Origin of the sequence: Roseburia sp. 1XD42-34 (assembly GCF_009917385.1) — a bacterium.
GTDB lineage: Bacteria > Bacillota > Bacilli > Bacillales > Amphibacillaceae > Virgibacillus.
Window position 1 is genome coordinate 42,334 of the sequence record NZ_QWLJ01000004.1, and the last position, 21,198, is coordinate 63,531.

Sequence of the window (21,198 nt, forward strand, 5' to 3'; positions counted from 1 at the left end):
TTTAAGATAACAGAGCCTTTAGGATGGGCTATTTCCTATCTCTTCTTCAAGAAACAGCTTTCCTGCCTGAATTTCTTCCAGCGCCATGCCAACATATTGATGGGACTTTGGATTATCAATTAATACTTCCTTCGTTACACTGATTTGTCTAGCCCGTCTAGCAGCCAACGTAACAAGTGTATATTTTGAGTTGATTTTACCTAGCAGTGAATCAATCGATGGGTCTAGCATTATAATTCATCCTCCAATAACTGTTTATATTGTTTCGCAATACGCTCACGTTTTAAGTGCTCACTTTGAATAATAGCTTGAATCTTTTTCACAGCTAGATTAACATCATCGTTTACAACGACATAATCGTATGCGTCCATCATTTCGATTTCTTTTCTAGCCTCTTTTAGTCTGTTTAAAACGAGCTCTTGCGATTCTGTTCCACGGTGAATAATCCTGTTTTTTAGTTCTTCTAAACTAGGTGGGAACAAAAAGATAAACACGCCCTCAGGAAAGTTTTCTCTAACTTGTAAAGCACCTTGTACTTCAATTTCCAGAAATACATCGTGACCTAATTCAAGCATTTCTTCAACATACTCTCGCGGTGTACCATAATAATTGTTGACATATTTCGCATATTCTAACAGTTGATTTTCTTGAATTAGTGCTTCAAAAGCTTCCTTGGATTTGTAAAAATAATCCACTCCTTCTTGTTCTCCAGGGCGTTTTTCGCGGGTTGTCATCGAGATGGAATACTTCAAATCAGTATCTTGATTGAACAGTGCTTTACGCACAGTTCCTTTTCCAACCCCGGAAGGCCCCGAAAGAATAAAAAGAATGCCTTTTTCTTCGATCAAATTATTTCCTCCTAATTATCGTCCGTTATTTCTTCGTGACTTAATACGCGTTGGCCTACTGTTTCAGGCTGAACTGCAGACAACACTACATGATCACTGTCCGTAATAATAACTGCTCTTGTTCGTCTGCCGTAAGTGGCATCTACTAACTTGTTGTTCTCCCGAGCAACAGTAATAATTCGTTTGATTGGAGCTGATTCAGGTGAAACAATTGAAATTACACGATTTGCTGAAACAACATTCCCAAAGCCAATATTAATTAAACGTAAACTCAATATAAACCCTCCGTATAATTCTTCTATCTCTCTAGATTTAATCCACCTCTATAGCTTCGTAACACTTCTACCTTCTGTTTTAGCGTATATAAAGAAGTGCAGTGAATGATACTACAAAACACCTGATTGATTTATGTTGGCTGATGTCGTCTGCAAAGGTATTCCCCTGAGACTAGTACCGAACTGCGGTCGTTATACAAAGTCTTTTCCGATAAAATGAACTACAATTGAAACGCATTTTAATAAATTTCTGTAATACTAGTTTATGTTCTTTTAGTACTAGGAGATCAAATGAAATTCAATGCTGAGGAGCTTCTCCCATTGTCTTACGGAATTTAGCAGCACGCAAGGATTCTGTGAGCTTCACAAACGAGTCAAACAATTAAGGCTATTCCCGCACTTAGCCCCTTTTATATCAACTCAAGAACTTTGCAACAGCAGACTTCAGGCACATTACATGCTAGATAAAGCTGAAAAGATTACCAATAAATGGAATTCAATTCCTATTACGATTAGGTGACCATTCACATGGTCATTTTGGAAGCAAATAGTATATATAAATAATTCCAGTATAGAAATCGTTCCTAATTTAGTAGTATTCCCAAATATTGGATCAAGATGCAAGTAGTTTCGTTCCTGCGCTTTTAAATTTTCTTATACTTGTAGATGCTATAGTCAATGATATCTTTGAGCATTCCTCACTGCAATTTGACGGACATGTTTACAACCTTTATTGACATTATACGTAAAAAGGGGGCGAAAACACAACTATTATTCCACGTTTTGCACTTGTTCTTTTATTTTTTCAATTTCGCTTTTGATATTGATTGTATACTCGCTTGTAATCGTATCTACGGATTTGGAACCAATTGTATTTGCTTCGCGAAGTAATTCCTGCGCGATAAATTCTAATTTTCGTCCAATCGTTCCACTTAACAACAATGTTTGTTTCATCTGCGCTAGATGACTGTTCATGCGAGTTATCTCTTCTGTAATATCGCCTTTTTCGGCTAATAAAACAATTTCCTGATATAATCTTGCTGGATCCTTTAATGGTTCTTCATTAAAATGGTCTGCAACTCGGCGTTGAATTCGTTCACGATATGTGATCAACGCGATAGCCTGTCGTGCACTTATTTTCTCTACACATTGCTGCAATTTATGTATACGAACTTGCAAATCCTTTGATAGGGATGTACCTTCCTGTTTTCTCATCTCTAATGCTTGTTGACAAGCATCATTTACAGCATCCTTCAATTTGGTAGTCCATGCATCTGTTAATTCGTTTTCTATCTCGGATACAGAAAACACATCGGGGAAGCCAGTGATAATCGTTATTGGCAATTCACCAGCAAGCTGATAACGTTCCTTCATTTCTTGTAATTGAGTCATATATTGTTCTACTAAGTCCCAGTTTGTTTCAACTGTTTTTTGCATGAGCGCTTCACCGTGAAGTTGAATATATAGTTCCACTCTCCCCCTTTGAAAGTAACTTTGCAACATCTTTTTTAGCTTCTCTTCTAGGAATCCGAATTGGTTTGGTAGTTTCATACTAATGTCAAGATAACGGTGATTTACTGTTTTAACCTCAACCGTCAAAAGCAACTGGTTTGTGGTCACCTTTGCGCTTCCATAGCCTGTCATACTTATTACCATATAATCACTCCATCTATATGTATTATACGCTGTATTCCATTTTATTGAAAAGAGATACGAATTACTATCGTACTTTAAAATGAAACATTGTTCAAAAGGGACGAGCCTAGCAGGTAATTACATGTGTTCCTCTCACCATGAAATTTTGGTTAATGTCGACTTAATTTAAAAATGTTCATTCATACATAAGAACCCTAAAAAGCAATTTTCTATGTTAAGTAATTTCTCTGTTCCTCGTTGGGGGCATTTCATAATTGTTCTTCATAAATCACCAAAGGCGCCCAGAATTTTCTGTAACCTACCATTATGAACTACAGAGCACCCGAAATTCATCTCCCCTTACCGTTAGACTTTGCCTTCTCACGCTTAAAAAGGGAACTTCTTTCCTACTTACGGAGACTCGCTAAATTGTTAGTGTAATGGGGTCCGAATTTTAAATCCACGTCACTTTTCGCTTATCAACAACAAGTCTCTTCGGTCCTTTCCCCGCCTTTCTCACATCAAAAAGAGCGTGTCCTCTAATCAGAAGGCACGCTCTTTTGAACCAACCATTACTTTTTAGTAAAGCCAAATAAAACAGTAGGTATAGCACTTAATGCCAAAACTAACATCCAGTCTCGCAAACTTAGCGATACAGTATGGAAAATCGGCTGCAATGGCTGCCAATAAATGACAACTAATAACAATAGGAGAGAAGAGAGAACAGCTAAAACAAGATAAATATTTTCAAATGGGTTTCTAGCAAATATAGAATGTTCACTCCGACAATCAAATACGTGAATTAACTGTGCCATTACTAAAGTTGTAAAAGCAACAGTTTGAGCATATACCAAGTGTTCAGGGTTATTTTGGTACGTGATAATAAACCCGATTAAAGTGACAATTCCTATTACGATTCCTCTACTAATGATTTTATAGCCAAGTCCACGAGCAAAGACTCCCTCATGCATACTCCTCGGTCGCTTTTTCATTACATCTCCCTCTGCTTTATCCATACCTAACGCCATAGCAGGTAAACCGTCCGTGACAAGATTAACCCATAAAATTTGCACTGGTACAAGCGGCAATGGTAATGAAAGCAGCATGGCAAACAACATAACTAGAATTTCTCCAACATTTGAAGCTAACAAGTAGCGAATAAATTTTCGGATATTCTCGTAAATGTTTCTCCCTTCTTCAATAGCTGCTTTTATTGTCGCAAAATTATCGTCCATCAATATAAGCGATGATGCTTCTTTGGTTACGTCCGTTCCACTTTGTCCCATACTGATACCAATATTACTGGCTTTTATTGCTGGCGCATCATTTACTCCATCTCCAGTCATCGCTACAACATGTCCCTTTTCTTGAAAAGCATGAACGATTCTTAGTTTGTGTTCCGGCGTAACGCGTGCGAAAACATAAACATCCTCGATGACAGCTTCCAATTCCTGTTGGGACATTCTATTCATTTGATACCCTTCCAATACATTACCATCTTCAGGCATCAGCTCTAAATCTAGTGCAATCGCCCTTGCTGTCTTAGCATGATCCCCTGTGATCATCACTGTTTTTATGCCAGCATTTCGACATTCTTGAACGGCTTTTTTCACTTCCTTCCGCGGTGGATCCATCATGCCATAAACCCCGATAAAAGTGAGATCTTTTTCCAAGACAGACGATTCTAGATGATCATCCTTATTTAGTGGTTTAACCGCAATTGCTAGTGTTCGTAACGCCTTTGCTGCCATCTGATTGATTTTTTGTTCGATGGCTGCTTGATTTTTTGCTTTTAAAAGCTGTCTTCCATCCTCTTCTAACACATATGTCGATCGAGGTAATAATATATCTGGAGCACCTTTCGTAATTAAAAATCGGCGCTGCTCTTTATCTTCAACAATAACACTCATCCGTTTGCGATCTGAATCAAATGGAAATTCCTTGATAATTCTATATGCTTCTTTCTCTTCATCACTAAGTTCAAACTTCCTTGCAGCAATTAGCAATGCTCCGTCCGTCGGGTTACCGTCAATCACATATTTCCCTTTCTTTTTAACGAGCGAGGAGTGATTACAAAGCAAGCCATATAAAAGCATCGTTCTTAAATGCGGATAGCTGTTTTCTACCTTTTGATCATGGAGAAAAAAATTCCCTTGTAATTCATATCCATCACCAGTGACGTAAAGCTGGTTTCCATTAATGAGCAATTCTTTTACAGTCATCTTATTTTCAGTCATCGTGCCTGTCTTGTCGGAACAAATGACGGAAGCACAACCTAACGTTTCGACTGCTGACAATTTGCGGACAATTGCTTTCTTTCTTATCATCCGCTGTACACCAAGAGATAAAGCAACAGTCACAATAGCTGGTAATCCTTCAGGAATAGCAGCAACTGCAAGTGATACACCTGCTAAAAACATCGTATAGACAGGTTGGCCTTGTACGACACCTAATACAACAACAAGCGCCGTTAAAAGTAAGGCGATGACAATTAAAATTTTGCCTAATTCAGCAAGTTTGCGTTCTAGTGGCGTCATCACTTTTTTTGTATTTGCCATCAAGGAAGCGATTTGCCCCATCACCGTTTGCATACCAGTACCCACAACGATCCCCATTCCAGTTCCCCGCGTTACCAATGTTCCCATAAATCCCATATTGACTTGATCCTGAGCATCGAGTGTAGCACGCTGAATGGCTTGTGCATGTTTTGCAACTGGTAGCGATTCTCCGGTTAACGCCGATTCTTCTGTTTCCAAACTATCCGCACGGACAATTCGAATATCTGCTGGAATACGGTCACCACTTGAAATCCGGACAATATCTCCAACAACCACTTGCCTGGATGGAATTCTTTCCCATTTCTTATTACGTAGTACATAGGCCATTGGAGCAGATAGCTCTTTGAGCTTATCGAGTGATTTTTCTGCTTTTTGCTCTTGAAAAAAGCCAATACACCCATTTACGATTACAATAACCATAATTGCGATTGCATCTATATACTCTCCTAAAAGACCAGCAACTAAGGTAGCTGCTAAAAGAACGAGCACCATAAAATCTTGAAATTGTTTTAGAAAAATCAACCACTTAGATGCTTTTTTTTGCGCCTGTAAAGCATTTTCCCCATATTGCTTACGTCTTTTTTCAACTTGCTTGTCTGACAATCCGCGATTGGTCGTAACGTGCAACTGCCTCTCTACATCTTCCACTTCAAGTTGATACCATTTCATAGTGCATTCCTCCACATTCTCTCCTTATAACGATTTACCTTTGTTTATTGTTTGATTTTCTAAGCGGTTTTAGGTCTTAAAACTACCCTTCTTTATTACAATTAATAATTCTGACAAATAGAACCTTTCCCTTCTTTCCCTTATCACGCATACAAAGTGCTGGAAGTTTTCCACTTCAGGAGTTGAAAAAATGTACTAACAACAAGTCTCAGTGGAATATAGCAGCACCTAAATGTTTTTCATAAGCTGCCTTTAAGTCACGCCATTACGATAGTAACACCCTAAGGGGATGTTTGAAAAATCCTAATTAATGGAAGATCCGCGTTATTTTTAAGAAAGAATTTTGTGCCACAACCTTGTTAAAAACTCATGTACGAAAAAGAGTCTACATTATGTAACTATAAAAATGAAAGTATCATTTTCACCACTCTTTTAAGCAACCTCTTTAAGATATGTATGCAGACTTGTACACAAAAATGCTATAATTGCCAATGAGGTGATGGAGATGCCATTTGACGGTATAGTAACATATGCAGTAACAGAAGAACTAAAAACAGAATTAACATCTGGTAAACTAAATAAGATTTATCAACCAACGGAAACGGAAGTACTGTTTACGATTCGCAATCACGGAAAGAATGTGGTTTTATTATTTTCGATTCATCCAACCTATTCCCGTATACACCTGACAAACGAAACGTTTCAAAATCCGAAAGAACCACCAATGTTTTGTATGGTATTACGCAAATATTTATCTGGGGCGGTCATTAAGAAGATAGAGCAAAAAGGCATGGAACGTGTGGTAGAGTTTACGATTCAATCGAGAAATGAAATTGGGGACGTGACAGAGAAAAAATTAATCATGGAGATTATGGGCAGACATAGTAATCTGCTACTTGTGGATAGCGAGCAAGGTTATATTATCGATAGTTTAAAGCATGTTTCCAGCTGGCAAAATCGCCACCGTACCATCTTACCTGGACAGGCTTACCAACTCCCACCTAAACAAGATAAATTGGATCCTTTAGCAACTAATCCTGAACATCTCATTAAAAAACTAGACTTTAATACAGGGAAATTGGACGCACAAATTGTAAACCATGTTACAGGCTTTTCGCCTGTAGTTGCGAAGGAAATTGTTTATCGCGCTAATCTAGGTGCTCCTGAAAAATACATGCATGTATTTGCGGAATTACAAAAGCAATTACTGGAAAAAAAATTCACTCCGACGATTTATAAAAATAAAAGAGAAGATTTTCATGTACTCCAACTGACACATTTACACGGAGAGAAATATTCATTTCCTTCTGTGAATGACATGATTGATCAATTTTTTGCTGGGAAAGCTGAAAGAGATCAGGTGAAGCAGCAAGCAAAAGATTTATATCGTTTTTTAAAAAACGAACGGGATAAAAATAAACGGAAGTTAAAAAAGCATGAGCAAACCATGCAAAAAGCGCAACAAAAAGAGCATTATCGGAAAGCCGGTGAATTGCTAACAGCGCATTTACATTTAGTATTAGCTGGTGACAAGCAAGTAACCGTAACGGACTATTATGATCCAGAACAAAGTGAAATAACAATTGATTTAGATCCGCTGAAAACACCCAGTGAGAATGCGCAGGCTTATTTTAAAACATATCAGAAATTAAAAACATCGGAGCAAAAAGTAACAGAAGAAATTCAAAAAACGAAGCAAGAAATGGAATACTTGGAACGGTTGTTGCAGCAAATCGATACGGCAAGTACACAGGATATTGAAGAGATTCGCGAAGAACTTCGGGAAGAGGGTTATTTGAAAAGACAAAAAGCAACTAAGAAAAAGAAACCGAAACCGTCGAATCCTGTGCTAGAACAATACACTGCTTCTGATGGAACGATATTGTTGGTGGGGAAAAACAATAAACAGAATGAATATGTAACGATGAAATTGGCTGCCCGTGATGATATTTGGCTCCACGCAAAAGATATTCCTGGATCACACGTCGTCATCCGTTCGAAAGAACCATCCGAAGATACTCTATTAGAAGCAGCTCAATTAGCAGCCTATTTTAGTAAATCACGCCAGTCTTCTTCTGTACCGGTAGATTACACAAAAATCCGTCACGTTAAAAAACCAAACGGTGCTAAACCTGGTTTTGTAACGTATGACAAACAAAAGACGGTTTTTGTTACCCCGAGTGATCAATTGATTAAAAAATTAAAGTCCAAGCAAGATACGCATTAGTATCTTACTTGGACTGAACCTTTTCACTATAGGATACTAGCAATCCACTCCACACCTTTTAAAGGCCACTGAAAAACGATAAAAACTTAAATGCTACTCACACAGTGAAGGGTTAAGCAAATTCTTCGCTATGTTTCATCAGATAAAATCATACTCTTGTAAAGAACACCTTTTTCAGTACTTTTAATTATACGGCTTGGGGCTTTAATTGCACCTCAACATTTCCTCTAGTCGCCTTTGAATAAGGACATACTTGATGAGCTTTTTTAACCAAATCCTCGGCTTCATTTTGGTCAACGCCCTTTATTTTTACCAAAAGCTCTACACTAATTTTAAAGCCATTGTCTTCAGGGTCATTGAGGAAGCTTACAGCAGCTGTCGTTAACGAATCAATTTCTTTTTTATTTTTCGAAGCCACTAAATTTAATGCTCCATCGAAGCAGGATGCATAGGCTGCTGCAAAAAGCTGTTCGGGATTAGATCCTTTATCCTCCTTATTCGTTGCAGGGTTTACAAGCTTTACATCAATCAAGCCATCTTCTGATTTCACATGCCCATCACGTCCATTTTTCGCTGTAGCCTTTGATGTGAAAATAACGTTTGCCATCGTTCATCTCTCCTTCTAATGCTATTCAATTGCTCAAAAAGTAGTTTGATGGTCTGACTGAAGTTGCCTGTCTTTTCTATCGACAAGTCTCAAATCGGTTTTCCCTGTTAAACATAGCAACAAACCAAACTTTTTGAACTCATATTAGTAATATTCCTTCTTGGTTTCGCTTTTAAACCTCACTATTATTGCGTTGCTAAAAACGCCACCAATTCATTGATAAAATGATCGACCTGTGGCAGTGCACGAACGCCTTCCTGAAAGCAAACCCAAGTTTGTCTTGATACAGCCTTTCCGTTTAATCGCAGCGGTAAATTTGGGTATTCTTCCTGCATAGCGCCAGAAACACTTTTAGGTAGAACGGCCATGCCTAAACCTTGTTTCATCAGTTGTTTACACGTCTCAATTTGATCAACAGTCATTGTTTTGATAGGTTTAATTTTATGCTGATGTACATACAACCAATTATCTACTAGTTCATGCATACTGTCATCAGAACTAAAAGCAATGAGCGGTCGCTCTTTGATTGAATTAGCTGGAAATTCCTCTGTATCAAAAATATACAATGGATCATCAAATAAACGAATGCATGTTGTTTCTTTCAGCTTTTCCCCACGAATGATACAAACGTGGTAATCTTTATGGTTTCGTTTTATATCCTCACTAATTCCTGTTACTAGATCAATAGCAATCTTAGGAAACTTTGCGGTAAAGTTTCCTAAGAGGGCTGGTAGGAAGCGTTGAGAAATTAACGAAGAACAAGCAATGGATAACGTTCCTTGCACTTCATCACTAGATATAGCTAATTGGTTTTTTAGCTCTTTTTCTCTTTCTATTACGCTAGCAGCATGCGTTAAGATGATTTCCCCTTCAGGCGTGGGGATGAGTTTTTTCGGGGTCCGAATAAATACACCATGTCCAAAATACTCTTCCATATATTTTAACCGCTGTGTCACAGCAGGTTGCGATATTAAGACCGCTTTTGCAGCGCCCCTAATTGTCCCAACCTCCTGTAATTTTAGTAGTAACTTATAATCGTCTATTTTCATTCCACTCACATCCTCTTACTTATATTTCCACTTGTTCTTGATTTACAGAAAATGCGTTAAAACTATAATTGATAAGAATTAGTTATCATTTGTTATTGTAATTTGCTATTTTACTTATAACATAACATGGTATAGGATTAAACCGCAAGCTAAATAAAAGTCATGAATGGAACGAAAGCAAGGTTTTGTCTCATCTCTACAAAAATGAAAATAAACCCTTACAGGAGGAAACATTATGTTGGAAAAAGAATTAGTTAAAAAGACGTTTGCTAAAAACCCGCAAAACTACTTGACAAGCAGCACGCACGCTAAGGGCATAGAGTCACATATCATCGAAAAATGGCTACAGCCCTCTAAAACTATGGTCACATTGGATATAGCTACTGGGGGAGGGCACGTTGCTAGACAGCTTTCTCCTTATGTACGTACCGTATACGCAACAGATTTAACGAAAGAAATGCTTGCAAATACAAAGCACCATTTACAAGCATTTACTAATCTTGTATATATCCTTGCAGATGCTGAACAGTTGCCGTTTTTAGATGATTCCTTTGACCTTGTAACATGCCGGATCGCTGCCCATCATTTCCCACAACCCGAGCAGTTTATCCGTGAAGTGAAACGAGTATTGAAGCCTGACGGGAAATTTCTATTTATCGACAACGTCGTCCCAAATATAAAAACGTACGAAGCATTTATGAACCAAGTAGAGAAAATACGCGATGAAAGTCATATCAACTACCTATCAATCATCGAGTGGCAACGTCTGCTACAAGAATATGGGTTAGTCATACGCCAGCAACAAGTGAACAAAAAAATATTATCTGTAGTCGAGTGGTTAGACCGTACCTTAGATACCGAAGCTGAAAAAAATCGCGTAGCTGGCTTTCTGTTACAGGCAAATGAAGAATTAACCGCCTATTATCAAATTGAAAAAAAAGCTGAAAAACCGCAGCAGTTTTCTATCGATGAGTGGATGGCTTTAGTGGAGCATGAATAATAAACAGCATCTACAAAACTGCTTTTGTCTCATCAAAGACAAAAGCATCTGTTAAATATTTAATAATAAAGTGAACCTTCATGCAGTAGTGATTTTCATTCATCCCCTACTGACTGTTAGTACCGTAATAGTAAGACCTAAAGACCGCTTACGTAATAGGGCATTTAGGTGCTGTTATTTCCCGCTTAGACTTATTGCAGTAAAGATTATTCTACTGGGAGCCTTACAGTACCTTATATGCGAAACAAACTTTTGAAATGAAGATGCCCCAATCTGTACATACCGCTTTAAACAAATCAATTAGATTAGGAGCTACTAACAGAGGCTTAACCGCCTATGAAGCATATGTAAAAAGGATGGTAAGGAAAGTTCTGTTATAAAAGCACATAAAATACTTGGTTATTCCTTTTTAAAGCTCGTCTCTCCATGCCAATAGCTGCTTACTATCTATTTGGTTCATCTTTCCATCTGTTTCTAACACTTGAATTAAACTATCAAATCCAGTAATGGCAGCATACTGGAATCCTGCTTCACGAAAAGCATTCTCTGCTTTACGAAGTCCGTATGTAAAGATGGCAAGGACTCCTAATACTTCCACCCCAGCTTCTTGCAAAGCTTGAGCTGATTCAATCGCTGAGCCTCCTGTCGAAATGAGGTCCTCAATCACGATGACCTTTTGACCTTGTTTCACTTCTCCCTCGATTTGGTTCTCTTTACCATGCGCTTTTGGTTTGGAACGAACATAAACCATTGGCAAACTAAGTGCATCTGCTAACCAAGCCGCATGCGGTATACCTGCGGTAGCACAGCCCGCAATACAGTCAACTTCTAGTTGCTGTTCTTTTATATGATGTATAAATGCTTGGGTTATTTTTTGACGTACATTTGGGTGTGATATCGTTAAACGATTATCACAGTAGATGGGAGATTGAATTCCCGATGTCCATATAAAATATCCTTTCGTTTTTAGCTGTACTGCTTTAATTTGTAGTAAATCACGAATAATATCTTCAGTCGTTGCCATTTTCCCACTCTCCTTTAATTTGTTCGTACGCTTCTTTTGGAGAAGCAGCTTGGGTCACCGTTCTGCCTACAACAATTACACTAGATCCATGTTGTTTCGCATATTCCGGGGTAGCAATTCGTTTTTGATCGTCTCCTTGCGCATTTGCCAATCGAATACCAGGTGTGACCGTTAGGAATGAGGAGCCACATGCATCTTTCACAGCATTCGCTTCATAAACCGAACACACTACCCCATCGGCCCCATTTTGATGCGCAACCTTGGCTAAATGAATGACATTACTAGCTAATGAACCTGGTAATCTTAAATCCCGTCTCATATTTGCTTGATCCATAGACGTTAAAATTGTAACCGCCAGCAATTTAGTATGATGATGAACATTCCCTTCCATTAAGCCTTGTTTTGCCGCTTGAATCATCGCACCTCCACCTAATGCATGTACATTGACCATATCTACTTCTAATTGCGCTAAATTTCTCATCGCATGTTTTACGGTTGTAGGAATATCATGTAGTTTTAAATCTAGAAAGATGGAGTGGTCATTTTTTTTTAGCTTTTCTATCAATGCAGGACCTTCCCTGTAAAATAACTCCATTCCAATCTTCACTGGAATACCAGTTAGATTATGCTTCCCTAAAAACTGATTCGTTGTGTTCCAATCAGGGAAATCCAAAGCGAGATAAATTGGTGCTCCCATTAAACAATCCCCTTTCCAATTGCCTCTTTAACAGAATTAAACCCGTACTGCTTTAATGTATATGGTAATTGCTCAATAATTTCTTTACACACGTATGGATTTTGAAAATTAGCTGTACCGACAGCAACCGCACTTGCTCCTGCTAACAAGAACTCGAGTACATCCTCTGCTTGCATAACGCCCCCCATTCCAATAATTGGAATCGAGACATGTTGTTTTACTTCATATATCATTCGGATAGCTATCGGTTTAATAGCTGGACCAGATAGACCTCCTGTTCGATTCGCGATTACCGGCTTTCTTGAAGCAAGATGAATTTGCATACCTGTTAACGTATTGATCATAGACAAACCATCCGCGCCTGCTTTCTCCACTGCTTTTGCCATCTCAACAATATCTGAAACATTTGGCGATAACTTAACATAGACAGGGAGATTCGTAGCTTCTTTTACAGCCTCAGTTACCTTTTGAGCCATTTGCGGATGAGTGCCAAATTGTATACCACCTTCTTTTACATTCGGGCATGATATATTTAATTCTAGTGCAGCGACTTGATTTGTTTGCTCAAACGCTTTTGCGACCTGCCGATATTCTTCAATTGTGCTTCCAGCAATATTAGCAATAACTGGAACTGAAAATGAAGCTAGAAACGGTACCTCTGTCTTAATTATTTTTTCCACACCTGGATTTTGTAAACCAATGGCATTGAGCATGCCCGCACTTGTTTCCGCCACACGAGGAGTAGGGTTTCCAAACCGAGCTTGTAGCGTCGCTGCTTTCATAATTACTGCTCCTAGTACATGAAGGTCATAAAATTTGCTGTACTCCCTGCCAAATCCGAAGCAGCCCGAAGCTGGCATAATTGGATTTTTTAATGCTAACCCAGGTAGTTCTACCGCTATATTCATCCTAAATACACCTCCTCTGCTGTAAAGACAGGACCATCCTGACATATTTTTTTGTATCCACCACGATCATCTGTAGGAACGGCGCACGCAAAACAAGCACCTATACCACAGCCCATCCGTTCTTCTAAGGATAAATAACCTGGTACTGTTATCCACCGTTCTTTTACTGCCTTTAACATTGGAAGTGGTCCACAGGAATAATACCGATCAATGGTTGGAAGCACCTCATCAGGTACATTGGTTACAAATCCTTTTTCGCCATATGAACCATCATTCGTTACGACGATTGTGTTTCCAAGCTCACGAAATTTCTCCTCATAAAATATATGTTCCTTGGATTGAAATCCTAGAATAGTTGTTACGACTGTACCTTGCTCGGTTAATTTTTTTGCTAGGTAGTAGAGTGGAGGCACTCCAATGCCTCCCCCTACAAGTAAAGTCGATGCCTGTGTAGTATTATCAAGTGGAAATCCATTTCCGTTTGGTCCTAGCACATCAATTTTATTGCCAACGTCATACGTCGATAGTTTTCTAGTTCCTTCTCCGAGAATTTTAAATATAATGGTTACCGTATAGTTAGAAGCATCGACATTCGCAATCGAAATCGGTCGTCTCAGCATATGCCCTTGGACATGTATATGTAAAAATTGTCCAGGAACTGTTACCTGACTAATACTTTTATTTTCGAGTACCATTTCGACTGTATCACGGGCAATTTTTTGTTTTGATATGATCCTTAATTCTTGCTGCATTAGATCACCGCCTTTTTTGAAAGATAGAAACGTATAAAATTTGTTGCTTTGGGATGTGAGAATAAACGGAATAGCCACGTCTGGCGCAAGCGCCCAGCAACAAAGCGACTTCACGAATCGCCCTACGATAAGTTATCATTGGTTCGTGGTTAAGAGGAAGGCCGACTAAAAACGGGCTTGCCGCCCGACGTCGGCATACTCCTGTTGCAGGAGCATGGTTCCTAAAACTTTAGTTGCTTCGTTCCAGTCGCTATGTTGCTGAACGGGCGCTCTGCGCCTTTGTTCGTTCAATTGGTTTTGCTTGAAATGTCATGGAATCTATAATGTGCAAGATTGCATTTGCTGTATCTAAATTGGTTAAACAAGCAATACCATGTTCAACAGATTCTCTACGCATCCGAAATCCATCGGAACGTGGTTGTTTTCCTGATGTTAATGTATTGATGACATATTGTACTTCACCATTTTTAATAACAGAAAGGACATTTGGCTGTTCAGAACCGATCTTCCCAACTTTCGTCACTGGTATCTGTGCCTGGTGGATATATTCTGCAGTTCCTTCAGTTGCATACAGTTGATAGCCTAATTGATAAAAGCGCTGAGCAATATCAAGCATTTCGTCTTTATCTTTATCTGCTACGGTTAATAACACACTACCTTGTTGCGGTAGTTTAATTCCAGAAGCAATCAATCCCTTATATAATGCCTTTTCCAATGTTTTATCATAGCCGATTGCTTCACCGGTTGATTTCATTTCAGGGCCTAAGGTAGTATCTACACTACGCAGTTTCTCAAAGGAAAAGACAGGTACTTTCACAGCTACTTGGTCCGTTTCTGGCAAAATGCCTGTTTGGTAACCCAAATCAGATAGTCTTTCACCGAGAATACATTTTGTCGCCAAATTCGCCATGGTTACACCGGTAATTTTACTTAAAAATGGGATCGTACGACTTGCTCTTGGATTTACTTCAAGTACATACACATGATCATCACTTACAATAAATTGAATATTGATTAAGCCTTTCACTTGTAAAGCATGAGATATCTTCGTAGCGGCGTGTAAGCATTGATCTTTGACGGATTGACTGAGTCGTTGCGGCGGATATACGGCAATGGAATCTCCAGAGTGAACGCCAGCTCGTTCAATATGCTCCATGATTCCAGGGATAATGACCGTTTCACCGTCACTGATAGCATCCACTTCTACTTCCAATCCAGTAACATATTTATCAATTAAAATCGGATGTTTGTCATTTATATGTTCCGTTTTTTCTAGATAGGCTGTAAGCTCTGCTTCATTATAGACGATTTCCATCCTAGCTCCACCAATGACGTAGGACGGACGAACAAGCACAGGATAGCCAATCGCCTCTGCTACTTCTTTCGCACGTTCCATTTTCATCACCGTTTTTCCTTTAGGGCGCAATAAACGCAATTGGTCAACAAGCAGTTCAAACTTATCCCTGTCCTCAGCTTGATCAATGGCATGTAAGTTTGTTCCCAGGATGGCTACACCACGTCGCTCTAATCCGGCAGCCAGGTTGATTGCAGTTTGCCCGCCAAATTGTACAATAACCCCTTCCGGCTGCTCTAAATCGATCACATGCATCACGTCTTCTAAAGTAAGCGGCTCAAAATATAGCTTGTCTGATATACTAAAATCAGTTGATACTGTTTCTGGGTTATTATTCATGATGATTGCTTCATAACCCATTTCTTTTAGTGCCAATACAGAGTGGACCGTAGCATAATCAAATTCGATTCCTTGCCCAATCCGGATTGGACCCGAGCCAAGAACTAGCACTTTTTTACGTAGACTTGCAATGGACTCATTCTCTTCCTCATACGTACTGTAAAAATACGGTGTTGACGAGGCGAATTCTGCTGCACAAGTATCTACCATTTTATATACTGGCACAATTTCATGCTGCTTACGCATAGTGTATAGGTCATCTTCTGTTATTTTCCATAAGCGAGCGATATGTGCATCTGAAAATCCGCGTTCTTTCGCTTGCTTTAGCACGTCTGGCGAATTTGGCTGCTCCGTTAGTGCTTGCTCTAATGCCATTAATTGTTGCAATTTCACTAAGAAAAATCGATCTATTTTTGTCATTTGGAAAATCTCTTCTACCGTCATTTTTCTTCTAAGGGCTTCCGCTAAAACGAAAATCCGCTCGTCGTCCGCTTTTTTCATTCGCGTTTTCAGAGTCTCTTCATCTAAATACGTTAAACTTTCCAACCATAATTGGTCGGTAGCCATATCCAATGAACGAATTCCTTTTAATAACGATTCTTCAAAATTTCTGCCTATCGCCATGATTTCTCCAGTTGCTTTCATCTGCGTTCCGAGGCTCCGATCTCCTGTCGTAAATTTATCAAATGGAAATCGCGGTATTTTCGTTACCACATAATCGAGCGCTGGTTCAAAGCATGCATATGTTTTTCCAGTAATAGGGTTTATGATTTCATCAAGCGTTAAACCAACGGCAATTTTTGCTGCCACTTTTGCAATTGGGTAACCCGTTGCTTTCGATGCCAATGCAGATGAACGACTTACCCTAGGGTTAACTTCAATAATGTAATATTGAAAACTATTTGGGTCTAAAGCGAGCTGAACGTTGCATCCGCCTTCTATTTCTAATGCACGAATTATTTTTAAAGACGCGTTGCGAAGTAACTGATATTCACGGTCACTTAACGTTTGTGAAGGTGCAACGACGAGTGAATCTCCAGTATGAATGCCAACAGGGTCCATATTTTCCATATTACACACGACAATAGCTTGATCCTTTTTATCCCGCATCACTTCATATTCTATCTCTTTGAAGCCAGCAATATTTTTTTCGATTAAGCATTGATGAACGGGGGAAAGAGTTAGACCATTTTTTGTAGTCGTCATTAGTTCTTCTTTTGTATTACACATTCCTCCGCCTGTTCCGCCAAGCGTATATGCCGGACGAACGATTAACGGGTAGCCGATTTCATTGGCAAATGCACAAGCTTCATCTACCGTGTGAACGATTTGGCTCGCTGGAACAGGTTCATTTAATGCATGCATTAAATCTCTGAACTTCTCCCGATCCTCTGCTTTTTGGATGGCTTCCAAGGAAGTGCCTAATAAAGTTACATTATATTCGGCTAATATCCCTGTTTGATCTAAGGCAACCGCTAAATTTAATCCCGTTTGTCCGCCTAGTGTTGGCAGTAATGCATCTGGTTTTTCTATGCGAATGATTTTAGTTAAAAATTCAACTGTTAATGGCTCCATATACACTTTGTCTGCTACCGTATGGTCAGTCATAATGGTTGCCGGATTAGAGTTAGCTAATATGACCGTATAGCCTTCTTCCCTTAACGCTTGACAAGCTTGCGTTCCCGAATAATCAAATTCAGCTGCCTGCCCTATCACAATCGGCCCTGATCCAATTACTAAAATTTTGGAAAGCGACTCATTTTTAGGCATATACTTCATCCTCCTTGGTCAATTTCTCTGTTACGGTTAAAAATGTATCAAACAAGTGATTCGTATCTTCTGGTCCGGGTGAGCTTTCAGGGTGGTATTGAACTGAAAAAGCAGCATAACGTTTATGTTGTATGCCCTCAACGGTCCCATCATTTAATGCTACTTGCGTTAATTGCAAGTCTGTTTTTGCAAGTGAAGCTTGTTGTACAGCGTAACTATGATTTTGTGATGTTATATAGGTTTTATTCGTAAGTAAATCTTTCACCGGATGATTTGACCCGCGATGACCAAATGCCATTTTTTCTGTATCCGCTCCACAAGCTAAAGCGAGCAGTTGATGACCGAGACAAATCCCAAAGATAGGAAGCTTCCCAAGCACGTGCTGAATCATCGCAATGGTCTCCGGCACATCTTTAGGATTTCCTGGTCCATTCGTGAGCAATAAACCGTCAGCTTTTAGACGAAGTATGTCTTCTGCACTATAATTATAAGGAACTACTGTAATGTGACAGTTGCGTTTTGTTAATTCACGTAAGATTCCATGTTTCATTCCACAATCGACAACGACAATTCGTTTTCCTCTTCCTGGTACCACATAAGGCTTTAGGGACGATGTTTTTCGTACCTGATCTTTCGGGAGTTTTGTTTTCCTTAATTGCCGTACAATTTGCTCATAAGGAATCGTGACATCAGCTATTGCAGCTTTCATCGTTCCTTGTAAACGAATGATTTTCGTAAGTTTTCTCGTGTCGACTCCCGAAATTCCAGGAATTTGGTTCGCCTTTAAATAGGCGTCCAATGTTTCTTCACTTCGGAAATTTGAAGGATATGCTGCAACTTCCTTAACAATAAACCCATGAATAAACGGTGTCACTGTTTCTACATCGTCACGATTAATTCCGTAGTTTCCAGCGAGCGGGTATGTCATCATAACGATTTGACCACAATAGGAGGGATCCGTTATAATTTCCTGATACCCGGTCATACCCGTGTTGAATACTACTTCACCGATGGCTTCCTGCTCACTGCCAAACCCTTCACCGATAAATACCGTTCCATCCTCTAATACTAACTGACGTTTTCCCATTATTTTCCCACCTCATATACGATCTTTCCTGCTACCATCGTTAATGTTGGTACACCTTGTACGCTCCATCCATGGAAGGGTGTATTTTTTCCTTTAGAATAGAAAGAGTTTTTATCTATCGTTATCGATTTTTGCAAATCAATCAATGTGATATCAGCTAGAGAGCCTTCTAGTAACCTCCCATAAGGAAGACCAAATGTTGCTGCTGGTTTTAAAGCCATCCAAGCAATTAATTGCTCCAAGGTCACTTTCTCCGTTAAGACAAGATGCGTATAAAGTAAGGAAAATGCATGCTCTAAACCTACAATTCCAAACGGAGCACGTAACATCCCTTGTTCCTTTTCATGTGAAGCATGTGGAGCATGATCAGTGGCAATAAAATCAATTGTACCATCTAACAATCCAGCTAACAGCGCCTCCTGATCTTCTTTTGCTCGTAATGGCGGATTCATTTTAAAATTGGTGTCAGCCGTCGTAATGTCAGATTCGTTGAGTAGTAAATGGTGCGGTGTTACTTCTGCCGTAACATGAATGCCAGCTTTTTTGGCATCTCGAATCACTCGAACTGACTCTTTCGTACTTACATGACATACATGATAATGACATCCTGTAGTTTCAGCTATTAACACATCTCTGGCAATTTGTACGGACTCTGCTAGCGAAGGAATTCCCGGTATATCCAAGCGTTCACTCACCTCCCCATCATGGACAACCCCTCCATATACAATGGAGTTGTCTTCACAGTGGGCAACAATTGCTTTATTATTTGCTTTTGCAAGCTTCATTGCTTGAAGCATTTGGTGAGTCGATTGAATACCGACCCCATCATCGGTAAACGCAAAGATACCTGTCTGCGCTAAAGCAGGGATATCAGTTAGCTCTTTTCCTTGTAACTGTTTTGTTATTGAAGCATATGGGAGAACGCGAACTACTGCGCCATTATCAATTCGTTGGTGTAACGCCCGTACTCTTTCTACCGTATCCGGTACAGGGTTGGTATTTGGCATCGCACAAACTGTCGTATAGCCGCCTCGGGCTGCTGCTTTTGTACCGGTAATGATCGTTTCCTTATGTTCATCTCCAGGCTCCCGTAAATGAATATGAACATCCATGAATCCTGGAACTGCTAATCGCTCGCTACCCTCCATTTCGCGATCCGCTTCCTCTTTAATTATTGGTGCTAGTTTAGTAATTTTATCGTTTTCGATTAAAATATCGCGCTTAACTAGCTCCCCCGTAGGTAAAAGGTGTTTGATATTTTTGATCAACTGTTTCATGGATAGCCCCCCATTCTGTTAGTACACTTATTATAATTGCCATTCTTGCATAAACGCCGTTATTCATTTGCTTAAAAATTCGCGATCGTTTACACTCCACTAAATCGGTGTCGATTTCAACATTTCGATTAATTGGTGCTGGATGAAGGATAATTGCGTGCGGTCGCATATTTCTTTCTCGGTCCTTCGTTAGTCCATATTTATCTAAATAGCTTGTTGTTACATCGTAAGCTACTTTATGTCTTTCATGTTGAATGCGCAATAACATAAGCGTATCCGCTATTTCTACTGCTTCGTCCATAGCTATATAAGGAAACGGAAGCGATCGATCTTTACATCCTTCAGGTGCTGTTAAATACACATGTGCCCCCATTTTTTGTAATGTATATGCATTCGACTTTGCTACACGACTATGTGAAATATCGCCTGCAATCACAACGTTTATCCCTTTAAACGTCTGAAACTCCTGATAAATAGTTAGTAAATCTAACAAACATTGAGTTGGGTGTTCTTTTTTTCCAGCTCCCGCATTAATGATGGGGATCGCTAAATTTCCTTTCAGTTTCTCTATCCAGCAATCATCTCGATGGCGAATCACTAACAAGCTAGCGCCAATAGCTTCAAAAGTTTTGGCGGTGTCATAGAGGGACTCACCTTTTTGGGTACTGGAAAATTCTTCATTAAAATCAAGCACATCAAGTCCTAGTTTACGTTGGGCAACGATAAAACTCATCTTTGTACGTGTGCTTGGTTCAAAGAACAAATTTGCTGCAAACAGTTGCTCGCTTAGAATAAAAGACTGCTCACGGTAAGCCTCTGCCAAACGTAGCAGCTCCATGATCTCTCTTTCCGTCCAGTCGTCTAAAGAAATAAAGTGTCGCATCATTCTTCTTTCACTCCCTTTACTGATTTTTCAAACAAACTATATAATTATCAGACAGAACAAAGGCGCAGAGCGCCCGTTTCGCAACGTTGCGAATGGAAGGAATCAACTAAAGTTTTAGGAATCATGCTCCTGCAACAGGAGTATGCCGATGCCTGAGCGGCAAGCCCGTTTTTACTCGGCCTTCCTCTTAACCTCGAACCGATGATGACTTATCGGAAGGCGCATTTCTAAAGTCG

The 21,198-nt window shown here is 39.4% G+C and carries 17 protein-coding genes; 2 read left to right on the top strand and 15 right to left on the bottom strand.

Translation table 11 applies throughout. The annotated features are described in order from the left end of the window. Positions 1 to 18: 18 nt before the first annotated feature. The 5 genes from rpoZ to D1839_RS03080 form a co-directional block, all read right to left on the bottom strand. Complete coding sequence (gene rpoZ / locus D1839_RS03060; RefSeq protein ID WP_199689922.1) at positions 19 to 231, bottom strand: DNA-directed RNA polymerase subunit omega; 213 nt, start codon at positions 229 to 231, stop codon at positions 19 to 21. After that, positions 231 to 848 (bottom strand): guanylate kinase, encoded by a 618-nt coding sequence (gene gmk, locus D1839_RS03065; RefSeq protein WP_120378420.1) that lies wholly within the window; start codon positions 846 to 848, stop codon positions 231 to 233. The genes rpoZ and gmk overlap by 1 nt, the downstream gene beginning before the upstream one ends. 11 nt (positions 849 to 859) lie before the next feature. Then, complete coding sequence (gene remA, locus D1839_RS03070; RefSeq protein ID WP_073005196.1) at positions 860 to 1,123, bottom strand: extracellular matrix/biofilm regulator RemA; 264 nt, start codon at positions 1,121 to 1,123, stop codon at positions 860 to 862. 771 nt (positions 1,124 to 1,894) lie between these two features. Beyond that, positions 1,895 to 2,779 (bottom strand): YicC/YloC family endoribonuclease, encoded by an 885-nt coding sequence (locus D1839_RS03075; protein ID WP_120378421.1) that lies wholly within the window; start codon positions 2,777 to 2,779, stop codon positions 1,895 to 1,897. A 551-nt stretch (positions 2,780 to 3,330) separates the two neighbouring features. Next, positions 3,331 to 5,985, bottom strand: a complete 2,655-nt coding sequence (locus D1839_RS03080) for a calcium-translocating P-type ATPase, SERCA-type (RefSeq protein WP_120378422.1) — start codon at positions 5,983 to 5,985, stop codon at positions 3,331 to 3,333. A gap of 505 nt (positions 5,986 to 6,490) precedes the next feature. Here D1839_RS03080 and D1839_RS03085 point away from each other — a divergent pair. Next, positions 6,491 to 8,212, top strand: coding sequence for an Rqc2 family fibronectin-binding protein (locus tag D1839_RS03085; protein WP_120378423.1), 1,722 nt, complete (start codon positions 6,491 to 6,493; stop codon positions 8,210 to 8,212). Positions 8,213 to 8,399: 187 nt separating this feature from the next. On the opposite strand, the gene D1839_RS03090 is transcribed toward D1839_RS03085, so the two are convergent. Beyond that, the gene (locus D1839_RS03090; RefSeq protein ID WP_120378424.1) at positions 8,400 to 8,819 is read right to left on the bottom strand and encodes an organic hydroperoxide resistance protein; all 420 of its coding nucleotides are present in this window, start codon (positions 8,817 to 8,819) and stop codon (positions 8,400 to 8,402) included. Between the two features lie 185 nt (positions 8,820 to 9,004). Beyond that, positions 9,005 to 9,868 (bottom strand): LysR family transcriptional regulator, encoded by an 864-nt coding sequence (locus D1839_RS03095; RefSeq protein WP_120378425.1) that lies wholly within the window; start codon positions 9,866 to 9,868, stop codon positions 9,005 to 9,007. Between the two features lie 235 nt (positions 9,869 to 10,103). On the opposite strand from D1839_RS03095, the gene D1839_RS03100 reads away from it, so the two are divergent. Then, positions 10,104 to 10,868: a class I SAM-dependent methyltransferase gene (locus D1839_RS03100; protein ID WP_199689923.1), complete on the top strand. Its 765-nt coding sequence runs from the start codon at positions 10,104 to 10,106 to the stop codon at positions 10,866 to 10,868. 409 nt (positions 10,869 to 11,277) lie between these two features. Here D1839_RS03100 and pyrE read toward each other — a convergent pair whose 3' ends face one another. The 8 genes from pyrE to D1839_RS03140 all read right to left on the bottom strand — a co-directional run bounded on the left by pyrE (position 11,278) and on the right by D1839_RS03140 (position 20,962). After that, complete coding sequence (gene pyrE, locus D1839_RS03105) at positions 11,278 to 11,892, bottom strand: orotate phosphoribosyltransferase (RefSeq protein ID WP_120378426.1); 615 nt, start codon at positions 11,890 to 11,892, stop codon at positions 11,278 to 11,280. Further along, positions 11,879 to 12,589, bottom strand: a complete 711-nt coding sequence (pyrF, locus tag D1839_RS03110; protein ID WP_120378427.1) for an orotidine-5'-phosphate decarboxylase — start codon at positions 12,587 to 12,589, stop codon at positions 11,879 to 11,881. The genes pyrE and pyrF overlap by 14 nt, the downstream gene beginning before the upstream one ends. Beyond that, positions 12,589 to 13,497, bottom strand: a complete 909-nt coding sequence (locus D1839_RS03115; protein WP_120378428.1) for a dihydroorotate dehydrogenase — start codon at positions 13,495 to 13,497, stop codon at positions 12,589 to 12,591. The genes pyrF and D1839_RS03115 overlap by 1 nt, the downstream gene beginning before the upstream one ends. After that, positions 13,494 to 14,249, bottom strand: coding sequence for a dihydroorotate dehydrogenase electron transfer subunit (locus tag D1839_RS03120; RefSeq protein WP_120378429.1), 756 nt, complete (start codon positions 14,247 to 14,249; stop codon positions 13,494 to 13,496). Before D1839_RS03120 ends, D1839_RS03115 begins: the two co-directional genes overlap by 4 nt. Positions 14,250 to 14,499: 250 nt before the next feature. Beyond that, positions 14,500 to 17,712: a carbamoyl-phosphate synthase large subunit gene (gene carB / locus D1839_RS03125; protein WP_120378430.1), complete on the bottom strand. Its 3,213-nt coding sequence runs from the start codon at positions 17,710 to 17,712 to the stop codon at positions 14,500 to 14,502. Continuing rightward, on the bottom strand, positions 17,705 to 18,799 hold the full coding sequence (gene carA, locus D1839_RS03130; protein WP_120378431.1) for a glutamine-hydrolyzing carbamoyl-phosphate synthase small subunit: 1,095 nt from the start codon (positions 18,797 to 18,799) through the stop codon (positions 17,705 to 17,707). The genes carB and carA overlap by 8 nt, the downstream gene beginning before the upstream one ends. After that, positions 18,799 to 20,076 (bottom strand): dihydroorotase, encoded by a 1,278-nt coding sequence (locus D1839_RS03135; RefSeq protein WP_120378432.1) that lies wholly within the window; start codon positions 20,074 to 20,076, stop codon positions 18,799 to 18,801. The genes carA and D1839_RS03135 overlap by 1 nt, the downstream gene beginning before the upstream one ends. Next, the gene (locus D1839_RS03140) at positions 20,021 to 20,962 is read right to left on the bottom strand and encodes an aspartate carbamoyltransferase catalytic subunit (protein ID WP_286164709.1); all 942 of its coding nucleotides are present in this window, start codon (positions 20,960 to 20,962) and stop codon (positions 20,021 to 20,023) included. Before D1839_RS03140 ends, D1839_RS03135 begins: the two co-directional genes overlap by 56 nt. Between the last annotated feature and the right edge of the window lie 236 nt (positions 20,963 to 21,198).